Origin of the sequence: Anaerohalosphaera lusitana (assembly GCF_002007645.1) — a bacterium.
GTDB classification, from domain to species: domain Bacteria; phylum Planctomycetota; class Phycisphaerae; order Sedimentisphaerales; family Anaerohalosphaeraceae; genus Anaerohalosphaera; species Anaerohalosphaera lusitana.
Genome location: NZ_CP019791.1, coordinates 3,675,192 through 3,691,234, shown reverse-complemented (window position 1 = coordinate 3,691,234; position 16,043 = coordinate 3,675,192). Strand labels below are relative to the sequence as shown.

At 51.4% G+C, this 16,043-nt stretch carries 13 protein-coding genes and 1 tRNA gene; 8 read left to right on the top strand and 6 right to left on the bottom strand.

Annotated elements, in window-relative coordinates; all coding sequences use genetic code 11:
- The first annotated feature begins 12 nt into the window (after positions 1-12).
- The 3 genes from STSP2_RS14895 to STSP2_RS14885 all read left to right on the top strand — a co-directional run bounded on the left by STSP2_RS14895 (position 13) and on the right by STSP2_RS14885 (position 2,727).
- Positions 13-342, top strand: a complete 330-nt coding sequence (locus STSP2_RS14895; RefSeq protein ID WP_146663523.1) for a hypothetical protein — start codon at positions 13-15, stop codon at positions 340-342.
- Positions 343-399: 57 nt separating this feature from the next.
- Positions 400-840, top strand: a complete 441-nt coding sequence (gene rpsP / locus STSP2_RS14890; RefSeq protein WP_146663522.1) for a 30S ribosomal protein S16 — start codon at positions 400-402, stop codon at positions 838-840.
- A gap of 654 nt (positions 841-1,494) precedes the next feature.
- A complete protein-coding gene (locus STSP2_RS14885) occupies positions 1,495-2,727 on the top strand; it encodes an alpha-L-fucosidase (protein ID WP_146663521.1) in 1,233 nt (410 codons plus the stop codon).
- A 290-nt stretch (positions 2,728-3,017) separates the two neighbouring features.
- Here the strand turns inward: STSP2_RS14885 and STSP2_RS14880 are convergent, their stop codons facing one another.
- Positions 3,018-3,431 (bottom strand): integrase core domain-containing protein, encoded by a 414-nt coding sequence (locus tag STSP2_RS14880; protein WP_146663520.1) that lies wholly within the window; start codon positions 3,429-3,431, stop codon positions 3,018-3,020.
- Between the two features lie 215 nt (positions 3,432-3,646).
- Here STSP2_RS14880 and STSP2_RS14875 point away from each other — a divergent pair, with 215 nt between their 5' ends.
- Positions 3,647-4,234 (top strand): class I SAM-dependent methyltransferase, encoded by a 588-nt coding sequence (locus STSP2_RS14875; protein WP_146663519.1) that lies wholly within the window; start codon positions 3,647-3,649, stop codon positions 4,232-4,234.
- Positions 4,235-4,248: 14 nt separating this feature from the next.
- Here the strand turns inward: STSP2_RS14875 and STSP2_RS14870 are convergent, their stop codons facing one another.
- The 3 genes from STSP2_RS14870 to STSP2_RS14860 form a co-directional block, all read right to left on the bottom strand.
- Entirely contained in the window at positions 4,249-6,252 is a 2,004-nt protein-coding gene (locus STSP2_RS14870; protein WP_146663518.1) for a DUF5107 domain-containing protein, read from the bottom strand.
- Between the two features lie 79 nt (positions 6,253-6,331).
- The gene (locus STSP2_RS14865) at positions 6,332-7,861 is read right to left on the bottom strand and encodes a TolB family protein (RefSeq protein WP_146663517.1); all 1,530 of its coding nucleotides are present in this window, start codon (positions 7,859-7,861) and stop codon (positions 6,332-6,334) included.
- Positions 7,855-9,705, bottom strand: coding sequence for a DUF6057 family protein (locus STSP2_RS14860; protein WP_146663516.1), 1,851 nt, complete (start codon positions 9,703-9,705; stop codon positions 7,855-7,857). The genes STSP2_RS14865 and STSP2_RS14860 overlap by 7 nt, the downstream gene beginning before the upstream one ends.
- Positions 9,706-9,996: 291 nt before the next feature.
- On the opposite strand from STSP2_RS14860, the gene trmD reads away from it, so the two are divergent.
- Positions 9,997-10,701, top strand: a complete 705-nt coding sequence (gene trmD / locus STSP2_RS14855) for a tRNA (guanosine(37)-N1)-methyltransferase TrmD (protein WP_146663515.1) — start codon at positions 9,997-9,999, stop codon at positions 10,699-10,701.
- A gap of 18 nt (positions 10,702-10,719) precedes the next feature.
- Here trmD and STSP2_RS14850 read toward each other — a convergent pair whose 3' ends face one another.
- Positions 10,720-12,057, bottom strand: a complete 1,338-nt coding sequence (locus STSP2_RS14850; RefSeq protein ID WP_146663514.1) for a LamG-like jellyroll fold domain-containing protein — start codon at positions 12,055-12,057, stop codon at positions 10,720-10,722.
- A gap of 151 nt (positions 12,058-12,208) precedes the next feature.
- Positions 12,209-12,715, bottom strand: coding sequence for a ribonuclease H-like domain-containing protein (locus STSP2_RS14845; protein WP_146663513.1), 507 nt, complete (start codon positions 12,713-12,715; stop codon positions 12,209-12,211).
- A gap of 133 nt (positions 12,716-12,848) precedes the next feature.
- On the opposite strand from STSP2_RS14845, the gene STSP2_RS17375 reads away from it, so the two are divergent.
- From STSP2_RS17375 to STSP2_RS14835, 3 genes are all read left to right on the top strand, one after another.
- The gene (locus STSP2_RS17375) at positions 12,849-13,010 is read left to right on the top strand and encodes a hypothetical protein (protein WP_169853254.1); all 162 of its coding nucleotides are present in this window, start codon (positions 12,849-12,851) and stop codon (positions 13,008-13,010) included.
- Between the two features lie 243 nt (positions 13,011-13,253).
- The gene (locus STSP2_RS14840; protein WP_146663512.1) at positions 13,254-15,473 is read left to right on the top strand and encodes a HEAT repeat domain-containing protein; all 2,220 of its coding nucleotides are present in this window, start codon (positions 13,254-13,256) and stop codon (positions 15,471-15,473) included.
- Between the two features lie 403 nt (positions 15,474-15,876).
- Positions 15,877-15,949 (top strand) — tRNA-Thr (locus STSP2_RS14835).
- Positions 15,950-16,043: the final 94 nt, after the last annotated feature.

Genomic DNA, 16,043 nt, shown 5'->3' with positions numbered 1-16,043 from the left:
TTGTGAATTAAAATGACGGCTTCGTCAAAATCGCGGATGTCTCTGGAGCAGTACCTCGAAAAGGTCGCTCGCTTTGTTGGCGATGAGTATGGCCGACAGGTCAGACGGCAGTTCGGGGACAATCGCGGCTCGGGTGAGCTCGGGATGCTCGAATCGCCCAGCCATGAGGAACTGGAGCAGATCCGGCGGGCGGTAGCGATCATGACGCCCGAGGAAAAGGCCAACGCGACGAGCCTGACGGATGAGCAGGTAGAGCGGATCGCTCAGGATGCGAAGGTTGACGAGGCTGTTTTTGCGATATTTATAAACGGCTACAGTCTGGAATGTAAACGTGTTTCGTGAACCGATAAGCGGTTCTCGAAAATTTGACATATAGAGAAAGTTTGAAAGGAAGTAGTAATGGCAGTTAAACTGAGATTGACAAGGATAGGTCGCAGGCACAGACCTTTCTTCAGGATCCACGCTATCGAGTCGCGCAATCCGCGTGACGGCAGGATCCTCGAGAAGATCGGTCACTATGATCCTATCGAGAAGGACGAAGAAAAGCAGATCGTGATCGATCTGGAGCGTGCCAAGTACTGGATCGAAAAGGGTGCAGTTCCCAGTGATACGGTTGTTGATATCCTCGCCAAGAAGGGCGTGACAACCAAGATCGGTGAAGCGAGGAAGAAACGCCGTCAGAAGGCTCTGGAAATTGCCCGTAAGAAGGGCAAGCCTTTCACTAAGGCGGAAAAGATAGCAGCAGAAAAGGCCGCTGAAGAGGCAGCTGAGGCGGCCAAGGCTGCAGCAGAAGCGGCTGCAAAGGCGGCTAAAGAAGCTGAGGAAGCCAAGAGCGAATAAGCGTATCTTACGCGTTTGCCAGGCATTCAATACAGAAGGGACATGTCCGATGGGCGTGTCCCTTTTTTTATGGCGAGACGGTGGGGGAAGGGTTCAATGGCCGCGCCTGCGAGGACTTTGGGGCGTGTCCATTCCGGGTGGACTGCTAAATAGTGCGGCTGGGGGATTCGGCGAGGGGGGTGGGGATTTGGTTTTTTATTTGTTGGGAAAGGCCGTACTAAGAGCTTTATTGTTGATAGTGCTGGCAGGCTGCCTATACTATTTATGGAATTTGGTGAGAGTGGCTAATTGACACGGCGAGTTGAAGGTGTTTAAACTCTGTGATTGCATTTATGTTAAGCGTTGACGGTTAATTGTGTTAAGGTCTGTGTTTGTAAGTGCTTTAATAAGAAGGCTATGTGATTGAGGTGGCTTTAAAGGTGTCTGGCTTTCATAGTTTCTTAATTCATCCTGATTTTACGGGCGATTGCAAGGTTAATCTCGCAGATTTTGCGATGTTCGCGAGCAGTTGGCTGAATTGCAGTTTGATACCCGAAAGCAACTGTGACTGATTTGTTTGTGACCTGAAAACGTTAAGGCAACTGGCCATTTCAGCTACTTTGGGCAGTTGCCTGTGCTTTTTATTACATCTGTCATTCATAAGGGCGTAGCGTAATGAAAAAGAGTTATGAAAAAAAGTGTTTACTGATCCTTGTGGTAGTTTCTTTGGCGTCCCTCGCGCTGGCAGGGGAGAAAACTGTTCCCGGTTATCTCGAGGACCATGCGAAGTTGTACGCTGAGAATCCTCGGCAGGCAAATTTTAAGTGGTTTGATCAAGCTCGCATGGGGCTGTTTATTCACTGGGGTGTCTGGGGCCCTTATGAAGCTGAGTGGCAGATGTTCTATTCCAGAATACCGCTTGAGGAATACAAGAAGACGGCTGCAAGATTTACGGGCAAAGATTTTGATGCTGAAGAGATTGTAAAGTTTGCTCGCGCCAGCGGGATGAATTACATCACATTCGTTGCAAAGCACCATGATGGTTTCTGTCTGTGGGATTCAGCTTACACTGACTGGGACAGTATGGATTATCAGGCAAAGCGGGATTTCCTCGGAGAACTTGCTCAGGCCTGCCACGCAGAAGACATGCCGTTGTTTATTTACTATTCGATAGGTATTGACTGGACGCACCCATACTTTATGCCTTCGAATCTCTATGGTTGTGCCCGGCCCCACTACAAGGCCAAGCCGGATTACTTCAGGTATGCAAAGGAAGAGGATTTTGAGATTTACCGCCAGTTCTGCAAGAATCAATTGAGCGAGCTTTGTGAAAAATACGGGCCCGTTGCGGGGTTCTGGTTCGACACACTCGGTGGTGTTCTTGCGAATCCAGAGATGTTCAAAATGCAGGAGTTTTATGATCTGATCCATGAACACCAGCCACATGCTTTGATCGGTTTCAAGACTGGGGCGACAGGTACTGAGGATTTTCTTATTGGTGAGCGACATCTTGGTTCGATAGCAGGTGCCTATCCCGGTAACAGTCCCGAGAATAGAAGGATTCGGAAGTTGGCAGATGAAGCCTGGAGTAAGAATTATGGCAAAAAAGCCGAGATATGTGTGACTTCGACAGGTAGTTGGGCGTGGCGTAAGAATGCGAAGTGTTGGTCACCAGCTAAGTTGTGGCGAATGCTTGAGAGTGCTTCAGATAATAATGCCAACTTGCTCCTCAATACCGGTCTGGATATAGACGGCGGTATTCCGGATGATGCTCGCAAGAACTTTCAGGCCTTGGGTGACCGGATACGCAAAGAAGGGTATCCGAAACTCAACAAGACAACTTATCTGCAAAAGCGAAAGACAGAAGAGGTTGTTGATGATAACGAGAAGGTGAAAACAGCACGTTAAGCCTTGTTCTCCGACTTTTCGACCGTTGGTAAATTGTGTATGATTTTATGATAAAGGGGAATCCATTCCTGCTGAGATTTCAAACTTTGGCTCGCGTGGGGTGCAAAAAGTCATCTGTGCTTAAAATGTTGTCTTTAACAAGTTAAGATTCGGAATTGCGTCCGTAATTGACAGCGTAGGCAGTGGGCCTGGTCGGTTACAACTTGATGGAAGTGGTAAATATTGCCAGTGTTGACGCACGGGTTGCGGGGATGTCATAGGCCTGATTAGTTTGTCAACGGGACTTCCTGCTACGCGGCCAGGCGGTGGTAGGATTTCAGCAGTCCGCCGAGGCGTTCAATGCACCTGATATCGGCTGTTTCGTCAAGCTGGTGCTTTGGTTCGATGATTCTGCCCAGTGATTGGTGAATGCGCTCGTGGTGATAATAGTTGCTGTATTCACCAAGAACGTACTCGAGCTGTTCGACGGACGACAGAATCAGATGGTCAAGGCATTCTGATTTTACTGACCTGACGAACCTTTCTGCATAGGCGTTCAGGTCGGGACTGTGTGCCGGCAGTCTTACAGGTTCTACGCCGGAGGTTTTGAGCAGAGCGTGGAATCCTTCTGTTCGATACAGTGGATCTCTGTCGTGAATCAGGTACGTTTTGTCTTTAAGGAATCCATCTTCGCAGTCGGTGAGGGTGCGGGCTATCTGTTTCATTAGGCCGGGAATCCCTTGCGGCTACGCGGGGAGTTCAATAACAACAGGTGGGTGTGTGAGAGTTTTTTTCCATTGGACGGTATTCCGTGATAAAGGCTTTTTTATGCGTTTTTGTTAACATCTTGTTGAAAATTGCGAGCTGTTCTGGTGTAGTGGCGTATAGTTTGGGTGGTTAGGAGATATGCTAACGGTAGTTCTTTTGGGTGGCATTGTTGATGAAAAAAGGGCAGAGCCATATTGTTTTTTTGAGCAAGTTCTTTCAACGGCCTCGTACCATCGGTGCGGTTGCGCCGAGCAGTCGTCATCTTGCACGTCAGATTGTTGGTCTGGCAGGGGTGAGTGATAGCAGCAGGATACTGGAGTTTGGGCCGGGGACGGGATCGTTTACTCGGGAGATACTTCGCCAGAAGCGTGAAGAGGCGAAGGTGCTGGCTGTTGAGATGGATTCGCGGCTGGTGGTTCATCTTCGCAAGCAGTTTCCTGATGCAGTGATCGCGGCGGGTAGTGCTGCGAATGCATGCCGGATAATGGAAGCTAACGGTTTTGGGGCGGCGGACTGTATTGTTTCGGGGCTGCCGTGGGCGGCGTTTGACGACGAATTGCAGGAGAGTATTCTGAACGAGGCGAGGGAAGTGCTCAAGGAGGACGGGGTGTTTACGACGTTCGCGTATGCGTCGATGTTGTTTCTGCCGGCAGCGAAGCGGTTTCGTGGTCGTTTGGAACGAGCATTCGGTTCGGTCGAGGTATCGCCTGTGGTGTGGCGGAATCTGCCGCCAGCGGTAGTTTATCGTTGTACGAAGTAAGGGCCGTGGATGGGTCAATCGTCGGTCATGCGGAAGTCGATGTTTTCGGGGAGGGGGTATTGCTTGAGAATCGCTGTTTTATTTGAGGATTTGCCTTGTTCTTTCAGCATTGCAGTATGAATGTCGACCCACAGGTCGGTCAGGGTGGATTCGGCTTCTCGGAGGTCGTGCAGTTCGATGGCTGCCAGGGTTCGGGCGGCTTGTTCGTGTTTTCTCTGGTGCAATTGCAGGCGGGCGTAGGCGAGCTGGATTCTGCTGTGCGAGCTGACGTTTTGCGGGGCGGCGGCAAGGATGTTTTCCAGGTCGTTCCAGCGGTCAGTTTTTATGAGACAGTCTACAGCTTCGGCGGTCAATTGAGGCAGATCGTCGAAGAGCTCGACGGTGGCAATGTAGAGGTCGGCAGCTTTGCCGGACGCGTCGTTCGAGAGCAGTTCTAGTTGTGCCAGATTGCGGTACGCCCATGCGGAGGGTTCGCGATCCAGGGATATCTGCCAAGCCTGTTTTGCTGCCTCATTGTTCTTCTGTGCAAAGTGGATCACGCCCAAATGCAGCCATGCGAGCCAGTGATCGGACCGGCCTGCTTCGATAGAATCCTTGAGCATGGACAGCCAGCGTTTGTCGCTAACGAAGGCGCCGGGCCGTTCGTGCGGCGGGCGGTAGGGATAAGTTCCTTTATTTAAAAGTTCGAGCCAGGGCTGCTGCTGTTCGGTGAGGCTTTCCTGTGGAAATATCTGCGAGGCCGGGAACGGCGAAGCGGTGTTCTGGGATTCATTCAACAGGTTTTCAAGGCGGGCCCAGCCGGAGCCGTGATGCAGAATCTCTTGCGGAGGCGTATTGGCCAAGGTTTCGGTATCATGGTGCAGTTTTTCTAGCGCTGCCGGCGACAGGGTTTGCTGAATTTGGTCCTGAGTGTGCTGTATGGCTTGGTTCCATAGGCCGTGGATTATCTCGGGGCCAGCTTCGAGCGGGCCGTAAGCTTCGAGCCAGGACCAGTCGGCGCGGGCCGGCATGGGGATGCATTCGGCCTGCGTAGGTGCGATGCCTGCCTGTATCTCCAGGTATTCGTTGGGCGGGGTGGAGAGGAATCGCTGCCATTTTCTACCGCCGGGCTGATTGCCCCAGTAAAACGTTTTGCGTGCGTTGAGACGGGGAGTCGATGCCTGGAACATTCCGCGGCCATTGCGGTCGAGGGCGGCGATCCAGGGCATTTGCATATCGGGCATACGGTAGAAGTAGTCGGAGGCGTACTTTACATTTCGCGAGTAGGACATGTCCCTGCCTTCGATCATGGGGAAGGGCACCATCTTCATTTCGAACTCGACGCCTAGCGTGAACGCTTCGTTTGCCGGTGCGAGTACGCGTGTATCAGACGCCTGGTCTACAGCGATGTTGGACCACCAGTACATGGGTATTTCGTGGTCGTTCGAATTGATGAGGCGGACGCGTACGAACAGCAGCGGTGAGCCTTCAGGCAGGAAGCAGTCTATCTGCCAGGGCACCTTGCGGATGCGTTCGAATTCGTACATGCGGAGGACCGGCGTGCCGTCGTCGGTTTGCAGGCGGGCTGCGAAAACAGGCTCGCAGGTAAAGGGCGAATGGCCTGGTATGGACATGTTCCATTCGACTCCGCCGCTGAACCAGGCGTTACGCATGGCGAGGTTCGCGGGCTGGAACACGGGATTTTTGTGCAGCAGTTGGCGATTTGTGGGTTTGTGATGGAGCGAGTACAGTCGGCCGCCGAGGGTCGGCAGGAAGGTTGCGGTCAGTAAGTCGTTTTCAAGAATAATTGCGGTGAACTGTTTGGGCCGTTTAATACGGTTGTAGGAGTCCTGGAAGCGGTAGGGCAGGCAGCCTGCGTCGCTGCCGTAATTCAGGTACTTGCGGTTCCGGGCAGGGACGGAGTCCGCGACCTTCAGTTCGTGCTGGCTGAGCCCGAGCGGACGAAGTGGCGGCAGGGGGTTTTCCGGGCCGAGACCGGCGGATGGCAATTCTATTTGAGAAATACGTAATGAGGTCATGCAACACCCTTCAAACTGCTGGAAATGGTAGAACCAAAAGCGGAATTATAGCAGGGGTGTGGCTGTATGACAACCTCGATTATTCGCGGACCTGCTGCCAGGGATCGTCGCCTTCTTTGACTTTAGGTGTTGCACCTGTTACCGGAAGCGACGCTTCGATCTGCTCATCGCTCAGTGCGGCACGGACGAGTTCTTTTTCGGAATACTGCACCGGTCCTTTTACGAGCTGGGGCAGGCTGTATGTCTGGATGATCGAGTCGTAAAAGTGCGGGTCCTTCTGCGGCAGGATGAATGCTTTTGATAAGTTGCCCTGCTCGTCGATGTGACAGAAAAAGGTGCGAGTCAAAAGGCCGCCGATGCGTTTGCTGGAGAAGGTGAGCCATCGGCCGTTGCTGGAAAAGCTGTGCCACGATTCACTGTATTCACTGTTGACGGTGTCGGGCATTTTACGCCATTCGCCCGTGTCCAGGTCGATGATCGCAAGGTCACTGCTTGGCTGGTAGACAGGGAAACATCCGTAATCGGTGAGGCAAACAACCAGGTATTTGCCGTCGGATGATATCTTTGGGATCAGTACGCTCTTGCCGGTTTCTTCGGCGGTGAGGACGGTTTCGGCCTCGCCCCATGTGTCTGTCTCGGCGTCGTAGCTGACGCGGCGGAGGTCGTATTGGACCTTGTCAAAATTTTTCGGCGGTACGGTGTCGCGGTCCTCCCACAGTATCGGTGCGCTGCAGAAGTAGAGCCATTTGCCGTCCGGCGTCCAGGCAGGATAGGTTTCGAGTCTGTCGGGTTTGGTCAGTGCAGGGGCGGTGCGTATCTGCTGATCGTCGACGTCATAATATACGATGCCCGAGTCGAGGTCGACTACATCGCGGACCTGCATGCCGACTGCGTGGAAAAACTGACGCACTTTGTTTATGGAGTAGGCCGCGATCTTGCGGTTTGGGTGCCATTCGGTGTAGCCCCACTTGGTTCCCAGTTTCTGCACCTTACCATCCATTGCCAGCAGGGTGCCTACGCCGTACTGACCGCGGATGCCCATGGCCATCTGGTCGGGTTCGTTGTTCGGGAAGGTATGGCAGTTCATGCATGCATTGCCGAATTTTTTGCCGTGTATGATGCGGGAATCATCGAAGCTGGTGAGGTCACGCTGGCGAATCTGGATCTTTGCCCAGCCGTTGTAGATCGGCCGCATGAAGCGATACGCGAGATAGTCGTCAATGGGATCGGTAGCAACGTGGTTTGTGATCTTTTTGAACTTGACGGTTGTTCCGTCAGACTCGTGGGCGGTTATTTCGAAGTAGATGTTTTTGCCGGTTGCCTTTTTCAGCAGGTTCGTCCATTTGGCGGGCGGAATATTGACCGTGTCGGTGCTGGTTTTGACGGTGAATCCTTTGGAGTCGCTTCCTGAGGTGATCTTGACGGTGAAGCTAGCAGCTTCTTCCTCGATCGCGAAATTCATCGGCGCAATGTTCGAAGGGATCGTTATGGATGCGTAATCGGGTTTGATTGCCGGCTGCCGGTCCAATGATGTAGCGGCATTTGCTGAGACCGCGTTGAGTGCAGCTAAAATGAGAATTATTATTCTGATGGAGTGCTTTGTTACCACTTGCCAACTCCTGAAAGATCGAATGTATGGTAATAATAATAGGTGTTGCCGTACTGCTGGGCGAGAGCCTGTTTTGCCTGTTTACTGTTTTTGAATCTTGAACATGCATCGAGGAATCTGCGGTAGACAGCGATGGACTTGTCGGACGGCCGCCATGCACTGGGAACCACATTGTCGTTTCCGCTGCGGGCGATCTCAAGAACTATCGCTTCCTGGTAGTTCCTCGGCACCTCCGCCCTGCCGAAGTCCTTTAGCCTGTGGATGTGCTGAGTTATCTTGTTAGTCTGCTTGGTGAGCAGGTAATGAGCCATCATGTACTTGAACGCCATTTCGTTGGTAGGGTCCTTTGCCAGGAGCCATTCGAACCAGTTGTCCGCGTTGGGTGCCAACTTCTTCAGGTTGATATTGCAAAGTGCTCTTGACTGCAGCTTCTCGACGAGCTTTGCTTCTTGCGAGCCTTGTTTTCTATTGAGCAATGCCTGGGCTTTTTCAGTGTGCGACGGGAAGTGACTCAACTTTTTGAGAAAGTTATCCGCTGTTATTGTCTGGTCCTTTGCCAGGTTGACCAACCCAAGCGTTTCGATCACGTCGGGCCAGTTGCCTGCTGACTCGAGCAGTTCGTAGCATTTTTTCTCAGCGTCATTGACGTAGCCGAGTTTGAGTATCAGTTGGGCGGCTTTGAAACTCAGGCGCCTGTTCTTCTGGCCCTGGTGATGCTCCAGCGTCAGTGCTTTGGGATCTTGTGGGTATTTAAAGAGATCTGTCTCGAATCGGCCTTTATGGTACAGAGCCAGATTGAGGTTGTGGTTGTAAGAAGGATTAACGAAAAGGTATGGATCTTTTTGTCCGCAAGCTATGAGTTCGTTCCATTTTCCCTGGCGTGTGAGGTAGTCTGTTTTCAAGGACGTTTTATGTTTGGGCTGGAAAGCATAGTGCAAAGAAACTGCACATGCAGAAATGACTATGATCGCAGATGCTGTGGGTTTGAGCCAGCCGAGAGAATTCTTTTGTTTATTGCGTTTTTTCTTCTTTTGTGCTGGTTTACGGACAAACACGATTGTAAGCAGCAATATAGCGGCCATGAATGCGGGGGCTGTTATCAGGGCATTTTTTGACAGTTCATTTGCCCATTTGGGCACGATGCTGAACACAGTGAAGTCCGGCGGTATAGGTTGAAAGATCGGCAGAGACAGAATGAGATAGGTGATGACCAGGGCAGCGATCAAAAAGGCCGTAGCGGTTTTTATGTTTCTTTGAAACTCTCTCATGATGACGAATACTGCGAATGCAAAAGCGTAGGCGGCGAAGGCATAGTAGAGCGAAGAAAACGCTAGTACGTAAATGATGATTCGGGCTACTGACCGGCACGGTGCAACCTTAATGAAGATAGCGGCGGTCAGGGTGCAGATTGCAAGTGAGACGAAGCTTTCGACTGTGTAGTCGTATCTTGCGAACGGTATGATCATCGCTGCTGTCGGTACCCAGGCGAGTATGCCGGGCCAGGGGGAGCCGGAGGTCTTGAAAAGCATACGCACAGAGAACCACAGCAGTACGGCCAGGGCGGTAATGATAATTGTCGCTGCCAGGTTATTTTCGAAGAAGATGAACAAGTAGCTGGTGAGGTATTCGACCGGACCGCCGGGCCGAAGCAGGAATTCACTGAGGAATGTCCAGCTTTCTTCAAAGGGAATTATGACGGAGCTGATGTTGAAACGCTCATAAAGCAGGACCGGCTCGATCATTCGTAATATGTACAGGAACAGGGCGGAGAAAAAAGCGATAAAGGCCGCTGAGGTTGCAAGGACGCTGAGCCTGCTGTTTGTGGGTGCATTCTTTTTGTTCATTACAGTTCACACTCTTCTTCAATGCATAAGTCGTAAAGCCCTGTATGGAAATGGTTTAGTGAATCACGATACATATAGTTCGTCATTTTCCCGGCTTTACTTGAGGCTGACACCTGTCTGATAACAGGGCTCAATAGAATAACAAATTGAAATGCGAAATACAACTGTCGGCCTGCATTGCAATAAGCCGCCTATCGGCAAATGTTCAGCAATGTTGATTAATTGCCGCTTTCAGGCTATGCTGTTCGCGCATCGATTTATGATACTGTTTCTGCTATTTCTGAGGATGTTATGCGGATAGACATTATGACCCTGTTTCCGGAGATGTTCGCCGGACCGCTGGGGTATTCGATACCTAAGCGGGCCCAGGAAGCGGGGCTTGTGGACATAGAGCTGACGAATATACGTGAATTTGGCCTGGGCAACTATAAAAAGGTGGACGATACGCCTTATGGGGGCGGGCCGGGCATGGTCATGATGTGCGAGCCTGTGTTCAACTGTTTCGAGCATGTCGAACAGTTGGATCCGGAACCTGGGCGGGTGCTGATGATGTCGCCGGCAGGACGGAAGCTGGATCAGAAGCTGGTGCGGGAGCTCAGCGGGGAGAAAAGGCTAATTTTGCTCGCTGGCCGGTATGAGGGGTTCGATGAGCGAATTCAGCAGGGACTTGGTGCTGAGCCGGTTTCGATAGGTGATTACGTTCTAAGCGGCGGGGAGCTGGTCGCGATGGTGGTGGTCGATTCGGTGGTTCGGCTGCTGGAAGGGGCTCTCGGGCATGAAGAAAGCGCGACCGAGGAATCGTTCAGCGAGGGGTTGCTGGAGTATCCGCATTACACCCGGCCCGTGGAGTATAAAGGCATGCGGGTGCCCGAGGTGCTGATGAGCGGGAATCACGCTAAGATCGAGCTGTGGCGAAAAGAGCAGGCACTGGAGCGTACCAAAAAGTGGCGGCCAGATATGTTGGATGATTGTGATGGAACTGACGAGGAAGTTTAAAAGCAAGCTTAGGGGCTCTTACTTCTTGTTCTTGCCGTTTGCTTTGCCGTTGTTATTGTCATTTCCATTGTTGTTGCCGCTTCCGGAGTTTTCGTTAGGTTCAGGAGGGTTGTTGTTGCCGTTGTTGCTTTTATCGTTTCCATTTCCGTTATTGCTGCCGTTTCCGTTGCCGTTATTGCCGTTTGGAGCGACGGGGTTTGCCAGTTTGTATACGAAAGCGACCTGCTGAGGATTCAATGCAGTGTCAAAAATCTTGATGTCGTCCAGATTGCCCTTGAACGGGTTCTGTTCATTGGCTTGACCTATGGTCCAGTCTTTGTTGCCGCCTATTGTGGCCGCGGGACCGTCAGCGGCTGCACTGGCTGTGAGCTCGCCATTAAGATAGAAGCTGATATTGCAGGCGCCGTCAAATACCATTGCGACGTGCGACCACTGGTAAAGAGGCACGTTCGCGTCGGCCCAGTGCTCCTCCTCAGGCATGACCGTGAATACCAGCCATCCGTCCGATAGCGATAGCGACCATCCGTGCAGATTCTCACTTGGTCCGATGATCACTGCTTTTTCGCCCATCGGCTCAGGTCGCACCCAGGCGCTGATCGTGAAGTTTTTTGTGAGCTTTCGCAGATCATTGGCTTTTCTGAGATCGACCTTGCTTTTTTCGATATCTCCGTTGAGATTGATGCTCGAATCCAGATCGTTTCTTGCCGACGGCTGGCCCATTGTTACTTGATTGCCCGCATGGCCGTGCAGGGAGCCAACTGAGTCGCTGAGTTTTTTCCCAGTCGGATCGTCGAAGCTCCAGTGATGAATGAGCGAATCGTTGGGATTGTTGTCGGCATTCAGCGAGATGCAAGATTTGAAGTTACGGCCGCGGGCGTTTTGGCGAGCATTATCGAAGCGGCTTTCGACCTTGATGAACCTGACAAGGTCAGGGTCGGTCAACGGTGTGGTGCTTATGCTTTTTTCATAGCATTTGATATTGAAACTGTCGACAGGTCCTGCAAGGTCGTGCATGCTGCCGTTGAGGCCGTACCGGACATAGCCGTTTTCGGCGAGTTCATAGCGGTATTCTTCGCCTGCCGAAGTCTCAAATTCGATATAGCCGGCGTTCGAGTCGGGTGATGACATTTCGGTTATCTTTACGGCTTCGCGGAGCAGGCGGTTGACATGTTCGTGCAGAACTCGGCCGTTCTGTATCAGTTCAGCGGTATTTCGACGCGATTCCCAACTTGAAAAGACGTTATGAAACTGCGGGAGTACCGCGGACATGACTATGGCCATTATCGAGATGGAAATAGTCATCTCCAAAAGGGTCATGCCTGTTCGTGTTTGCAGTTGTTTTTTTATCTTCGCCATAGAATCCAATTCACGGAACTCCGTCAAATGTTTTTCGGCAATCGGCGGGTTCGAGTGAACGGGTAACAGCCAGTTGTATGGAAATAGCTGAAAAGAGACTGATCAGCCGACTACAGGGAGGCGATGCATGAGATTATCGGACGCGGACTGCTCAATCCACGCTCAGTTTGAGCCGTAAGTGCTGGAGGTTTATTACGTCTTCGGCGTTGTATTCGAGCAGGGTTTTCAGGGCATTTTGGTCGTTGTGATTGATGTACTGCCACCATAGAACGACTGCCTGATAGCCGTCAACCTCGGTCAGGTTTCGTTCTATTTTGAGCTGACGTTCAACGCTTTTAAGGCCTCCCTTGAGCTTTCTCTTCCAGCAGTGGTACATCAGATCCGTGTGCCTGAACTTGGTTTTCAGGTCGGCCTGCAGGCTTGACTTTATGAACGGCAGATCAAAACGCGAGCCGTTGTATGTGTAAATCTCATCGACGGATTCCAGGGATTTGTACAGCCCCGGCTCGTCTATCTCGGGGCTTACAAGCTGTATCAGGTCCAGAGGTTCTTCGCCCATTGCCGTCGGCCGTTCGATAGCGATTCCCACCACGGTCAACTCTGCCCGGCTGCGGCTGAGGCCGGTCGTTTCGATATCAAGATATGCTCGGGTTTTCATGAAGGATAGTATAGCATAAGCGGCTCGCAGAATGGAAGGGGGTTGGTTGAAGATAGAAAAGTGCGGAAATCTGAGAACAAAATCGCCGGAACACGTATAGAAAGGTAGAGTTGCTCTAACAGGGAGACTTAAAATGAACAAATTACATGCTTTGAAACATCTTTCTGGCGGTGATTATGTCCATACGCCGAAATGGTGGAAGGACCATGTGCTTTATGACCAGCGGTACTGGTGGGGCGAATGGATTCTGTTCTGGATAGCTCTTCTTGTGACAGTTCTGGTACTGGCTGGGTGAGCCCTGACCTTTTGAGATTTACAGGAAAATGGATCGTGGTGCAATTACGTTTAAAAAAATCAGCCTCTTAAGCGGCAAATTGTTGATTCCGACTGCAAATAGGTTTTACAACTACTGGCGTATACTATAGAATAGAGCAACTGAGGGTGGTGCGCACACTATATGGTGTATAGACTGGTACCTGAGTGAGGCCTTTTGGCTTTGGTTTGTTAATGTGGAACTGATTTTGGGGTATTCATCGACGTGAAAAAGCTTTGCGTCATACTTGTACTTATCTTTACGGCGGCGCTCGTGTCGTTCGAAGGTCGTTCATTAGCTGCATCTGAAGAGGAACAGGTATCGGATCAGTCCGTTGACAGTGAGGGTAAGCGAGAGCAGAGCGAAGATGAAGTCAAACTCCGAGTCTACCGAAATGCTTTATTTGACAGTCCAAAAGAGCAGAATCGTATTGATGCAGCAGTTGTGCTGCTAGGTTATGAGGATCCTGCTGCAAAAGAGATACTACAAGATGCTTTGAAGGCTGCAGAAAAACCGGAGGTTAGGAGTCCTGTTCTAAAGGCGATGGTTTTGCTGGATAAAGAGGGGGGGCTGTCCGACAAAAACCAGTATCGCGACCAGATATTCAATGCCCTAAAGACTGCGAAAGGTGATGTCGGTCGTCTGGCTGCACGGGTTCTGACCATTTACCCCTATTCTGAGATTGCAGATTACATTTGCGAACTCGCCAAGAAAGGCGATGCGGATCAGCAGGCCCGGATCAACGCTATTTACGCACTCGGGCTGACGAGCGAAAAGAGGGGTTCGCTGATCTGCCTGGTGGATATTCTCGATAGCTCAAATCAGGCCATCGCCTCAGCTGCTCGCAAGGCGTTGCCTTACTGGATATCAGTGGACGGAGATGCGCCCTCTATAAAGAGGGAACTTCAGAACAAAGAGCCCGAGGAGATCATCCGTGAGAGGATAATTCGCCTTGAAGATGCGATGAAACAGGTTCAGGCAACAGCGAATAAATGGAAAAACCTTTATATAAAGAGGCTCGATCAGGAATACGAGCGCCTGGATGACAAGGGGAAGGGCAATTTGATATTCGATGAGCTGGCCACCGAATTTGCCGAAGTTGCACTTTGGGCAATGAACAAGCTCGAAAAGCGATCGGCTACGGTTGTGCTTCCTGAGAAAATAGGCGAAAGGCTGGTATCGCTTTTGGCCGATGAAAGTGCGGAGGTCAGGCTCAAGACCGCTGAAGTGCTGGCAAAAATGGGTGACAGGAACCCTGGGCCCGGTCTGTTGAAACAGCTCAGGGCCGAAGAGAACGAAAGCGTTAAACTGGCAATCCTTGAAGCGCTGGGGGAGGCTTGCTACTTTGCATTTTCACCTGGTTCACCTGTCAAGCTCGATCCGGCAGTAAGACTTGCAGCCCTTGATGAAGCGGCCGAATACCTCATGAGCGAGGACCCTTCCAAAGCCATAGCAGGGGCAGCGGTTATCAGAAAAGTTTTAGAGCCTAACGGTCTGGATGATGAGGCAAAAGAGAAATACCTCGGACTTATCGCCGAGAGGTTTGTTCGTGAAGAGAAGAATGATCAGTTACGGGCAGAGCTTATCGAGGTGATGGCCAGTCTGGCGGAACAGCCGAGCACCCGTTCAAAAGCGGCCAAACTTTTCAAGGAATCATTTCTGCAGGGGCTTAGTGCGGACCAGAACGCTGCTGTACGGCGGGCTGGTCTGAGAGGGTTGGCGGCGCTTGACAAGGCCACAGCGCTTGAACACAGTAAAAAGCATCAGGTGGAAGATGACCCTGACCGCGGCATTCGCCTGTCGGTCATTCGACTTGCTGGGGACGTGGGTGCGGAAGCGGACCTGGAATGGCTGTTAGATAAGCTCAAGGCTGACAAAGGTGAGGGCGAAACTGCCTGGCAGGCCATGCAGTCAATACTGCTTCGCCAGAAGGCCGAGGTGCTGGTCAAATGGGCCGAGAAGCTTGAAGCTGCGGGGGTCAGTGAAGAACGCGTTGATTATGTTCTAAGGAAGGCCGCACAAAAAGCTGAGGGCGAAAACGACAGTGCCTTAATCAATAAAGCCAACAGAATGCTAACCAATCGGCGGGTTAGCCGGGCTTTGAAAAATGGATCTTTTGACGAGGTCGCCGAGCTTATAAGGCGAAAACTGGTCGAAGGTGATATTGAGGCCAATGGTATAATCGCCAAAAGGATATCTGATTATGTTGGGGGTTCGGCACCTGATGAGTCTAAAAAGGATCTTGTCAAGGCACTTGGGAACATAAAGTTCAGCGACGAAAGAACGCAGTGGGCCAAAATGATCAACAACTGGCAGGGAGAATACGATCCGGACCCGCAGGTTGCCAGCAAACAGGCTGAGCAGGATGCTCCCCAGCCGGATTCGCAGGACAATAAGGAGCAAGTGTCGCCCCAAGTCAGCCCGGACCCTTCGCCTGACGCCTGACTTTCGTCCAGCCTTGCTGTTAACGCATTCCTCATTAAATGCTCTGCCAAGTTTGAATATGCGACCTTTGGAGTGATGTTGGGCATTGTTTGTCTCTCACTCCGCATCAGCCAGGCCGAAAAAGCAAAAAAATATTGCATGTAGCACCACTAATGTTATACTGCCGCAACCTTCGCTAAAGGCGGTTCAGCTTTGCGACGGGGGCCGTTTTTTGGCTTACTCGCAAGATTTGCCAAAATTTCGGTTTTTTTGCTTTTTGTAGTTGCAGAATTTTTTTGATGGACTATACTCTTCCTTTTACCAGGCTGGACGGCGGGGAATCCCTACGGATTCTCCGGGGGGTGCGGAATAAAATAAGATTACGTAAGCCCGGCTGTGCTCGGGGCTTAGCTAAGATAGTATCGCTGCTGTAGCTCAGTCGGTAGAGCGCGTCCTTGGTAAGGACGAGGTCCGGGGTTCAAATCCCCGCAGCAGCTAAATTGAAACAAGTACGGCGTGGGCAGGTGTCGAGCTGGCCTGTCATGTAATCGGCGTACTATTATATAGAGCAGTGGCCTGAACGGTTTTCAG

Bases quoted from the DNA above. Each gene is read 5' to 3' on its own strand.
- STSP2_RS14895 (WP_146663523.1), top strand. From the start codon at position 13: ATGACGGCTTCGTCAAAATCGCGGATGTCTCTGGAGCAGTACCTCGAA.
- rpsP (WP_146663522.1), top strand. From the start codon at position 400: ATGGCAGTTAAACTGAGATTGACAAGGATAGGTCGCAGGCACAGACCT.
- STSP2_RS14885 (WP_146663521.1), top strand. From the start codon at position 1,495: ATGAAAAAGAGTTATGAAAAAAAGTGTTTACTGATCCTTGTGGTAGTT.
- STSP2_RS14880 (WP_146663520.1), bottom strand. From the start codon at position 3,431: ATGAAACAGATAGCCCGCACCCTCACCGACTGCGAAGATGGATTCCTT.
- STSP2_RS14875 (WP_146663519.1), top strand. From the start codon at position 3,647: ATGAAAAAAGGGCAGAGCCATATTGTTTTTTTGAGCAAGTTCTTTCAA.
- STSP2_RS14870 (WP_146663518.1), bottom strand. From the start codon at position 6,252: ATGACCTCATTACGTATTTCTCAAATAGAATTGCCATCCGCCGGTCTC.
- STSP2_RS14860 (WP_146663516.1), bottom strand. From the start codon at position 9,705: ATGAACAAAAAGAATGCACCCACAAACAGCAGGCTCAGCGTCCTTGCA.
- trmD (WP_146663515.1), top strand. From the start codon at position 9,997: ATGCGGATAGACATTATGACCCTGTTTCCGGAGATGTTCGCCGGACCG.
- STSP2_RS14850 (WP_146663514.1), bottom strand. From the start codon at position 12,057: ATGGCGAAGATAAAAAAACAACTGCAAACACGAACAGGCATGACCCTT.
- STSP2_RS14845 (WP_146663513.1), bottom strand. From the start codon at position 12,715: ATGAAAACCCGAGCATATCTTGATATCGAAACGACCGGCCTCAGCCGC.
- STSP2_RS17375 (WP_169853254.1), top strand. From the start codon at position 12,849: ATGAACAAATTACATGCTTTGAAACATCTTTCTGGCGGTGATTATGTC.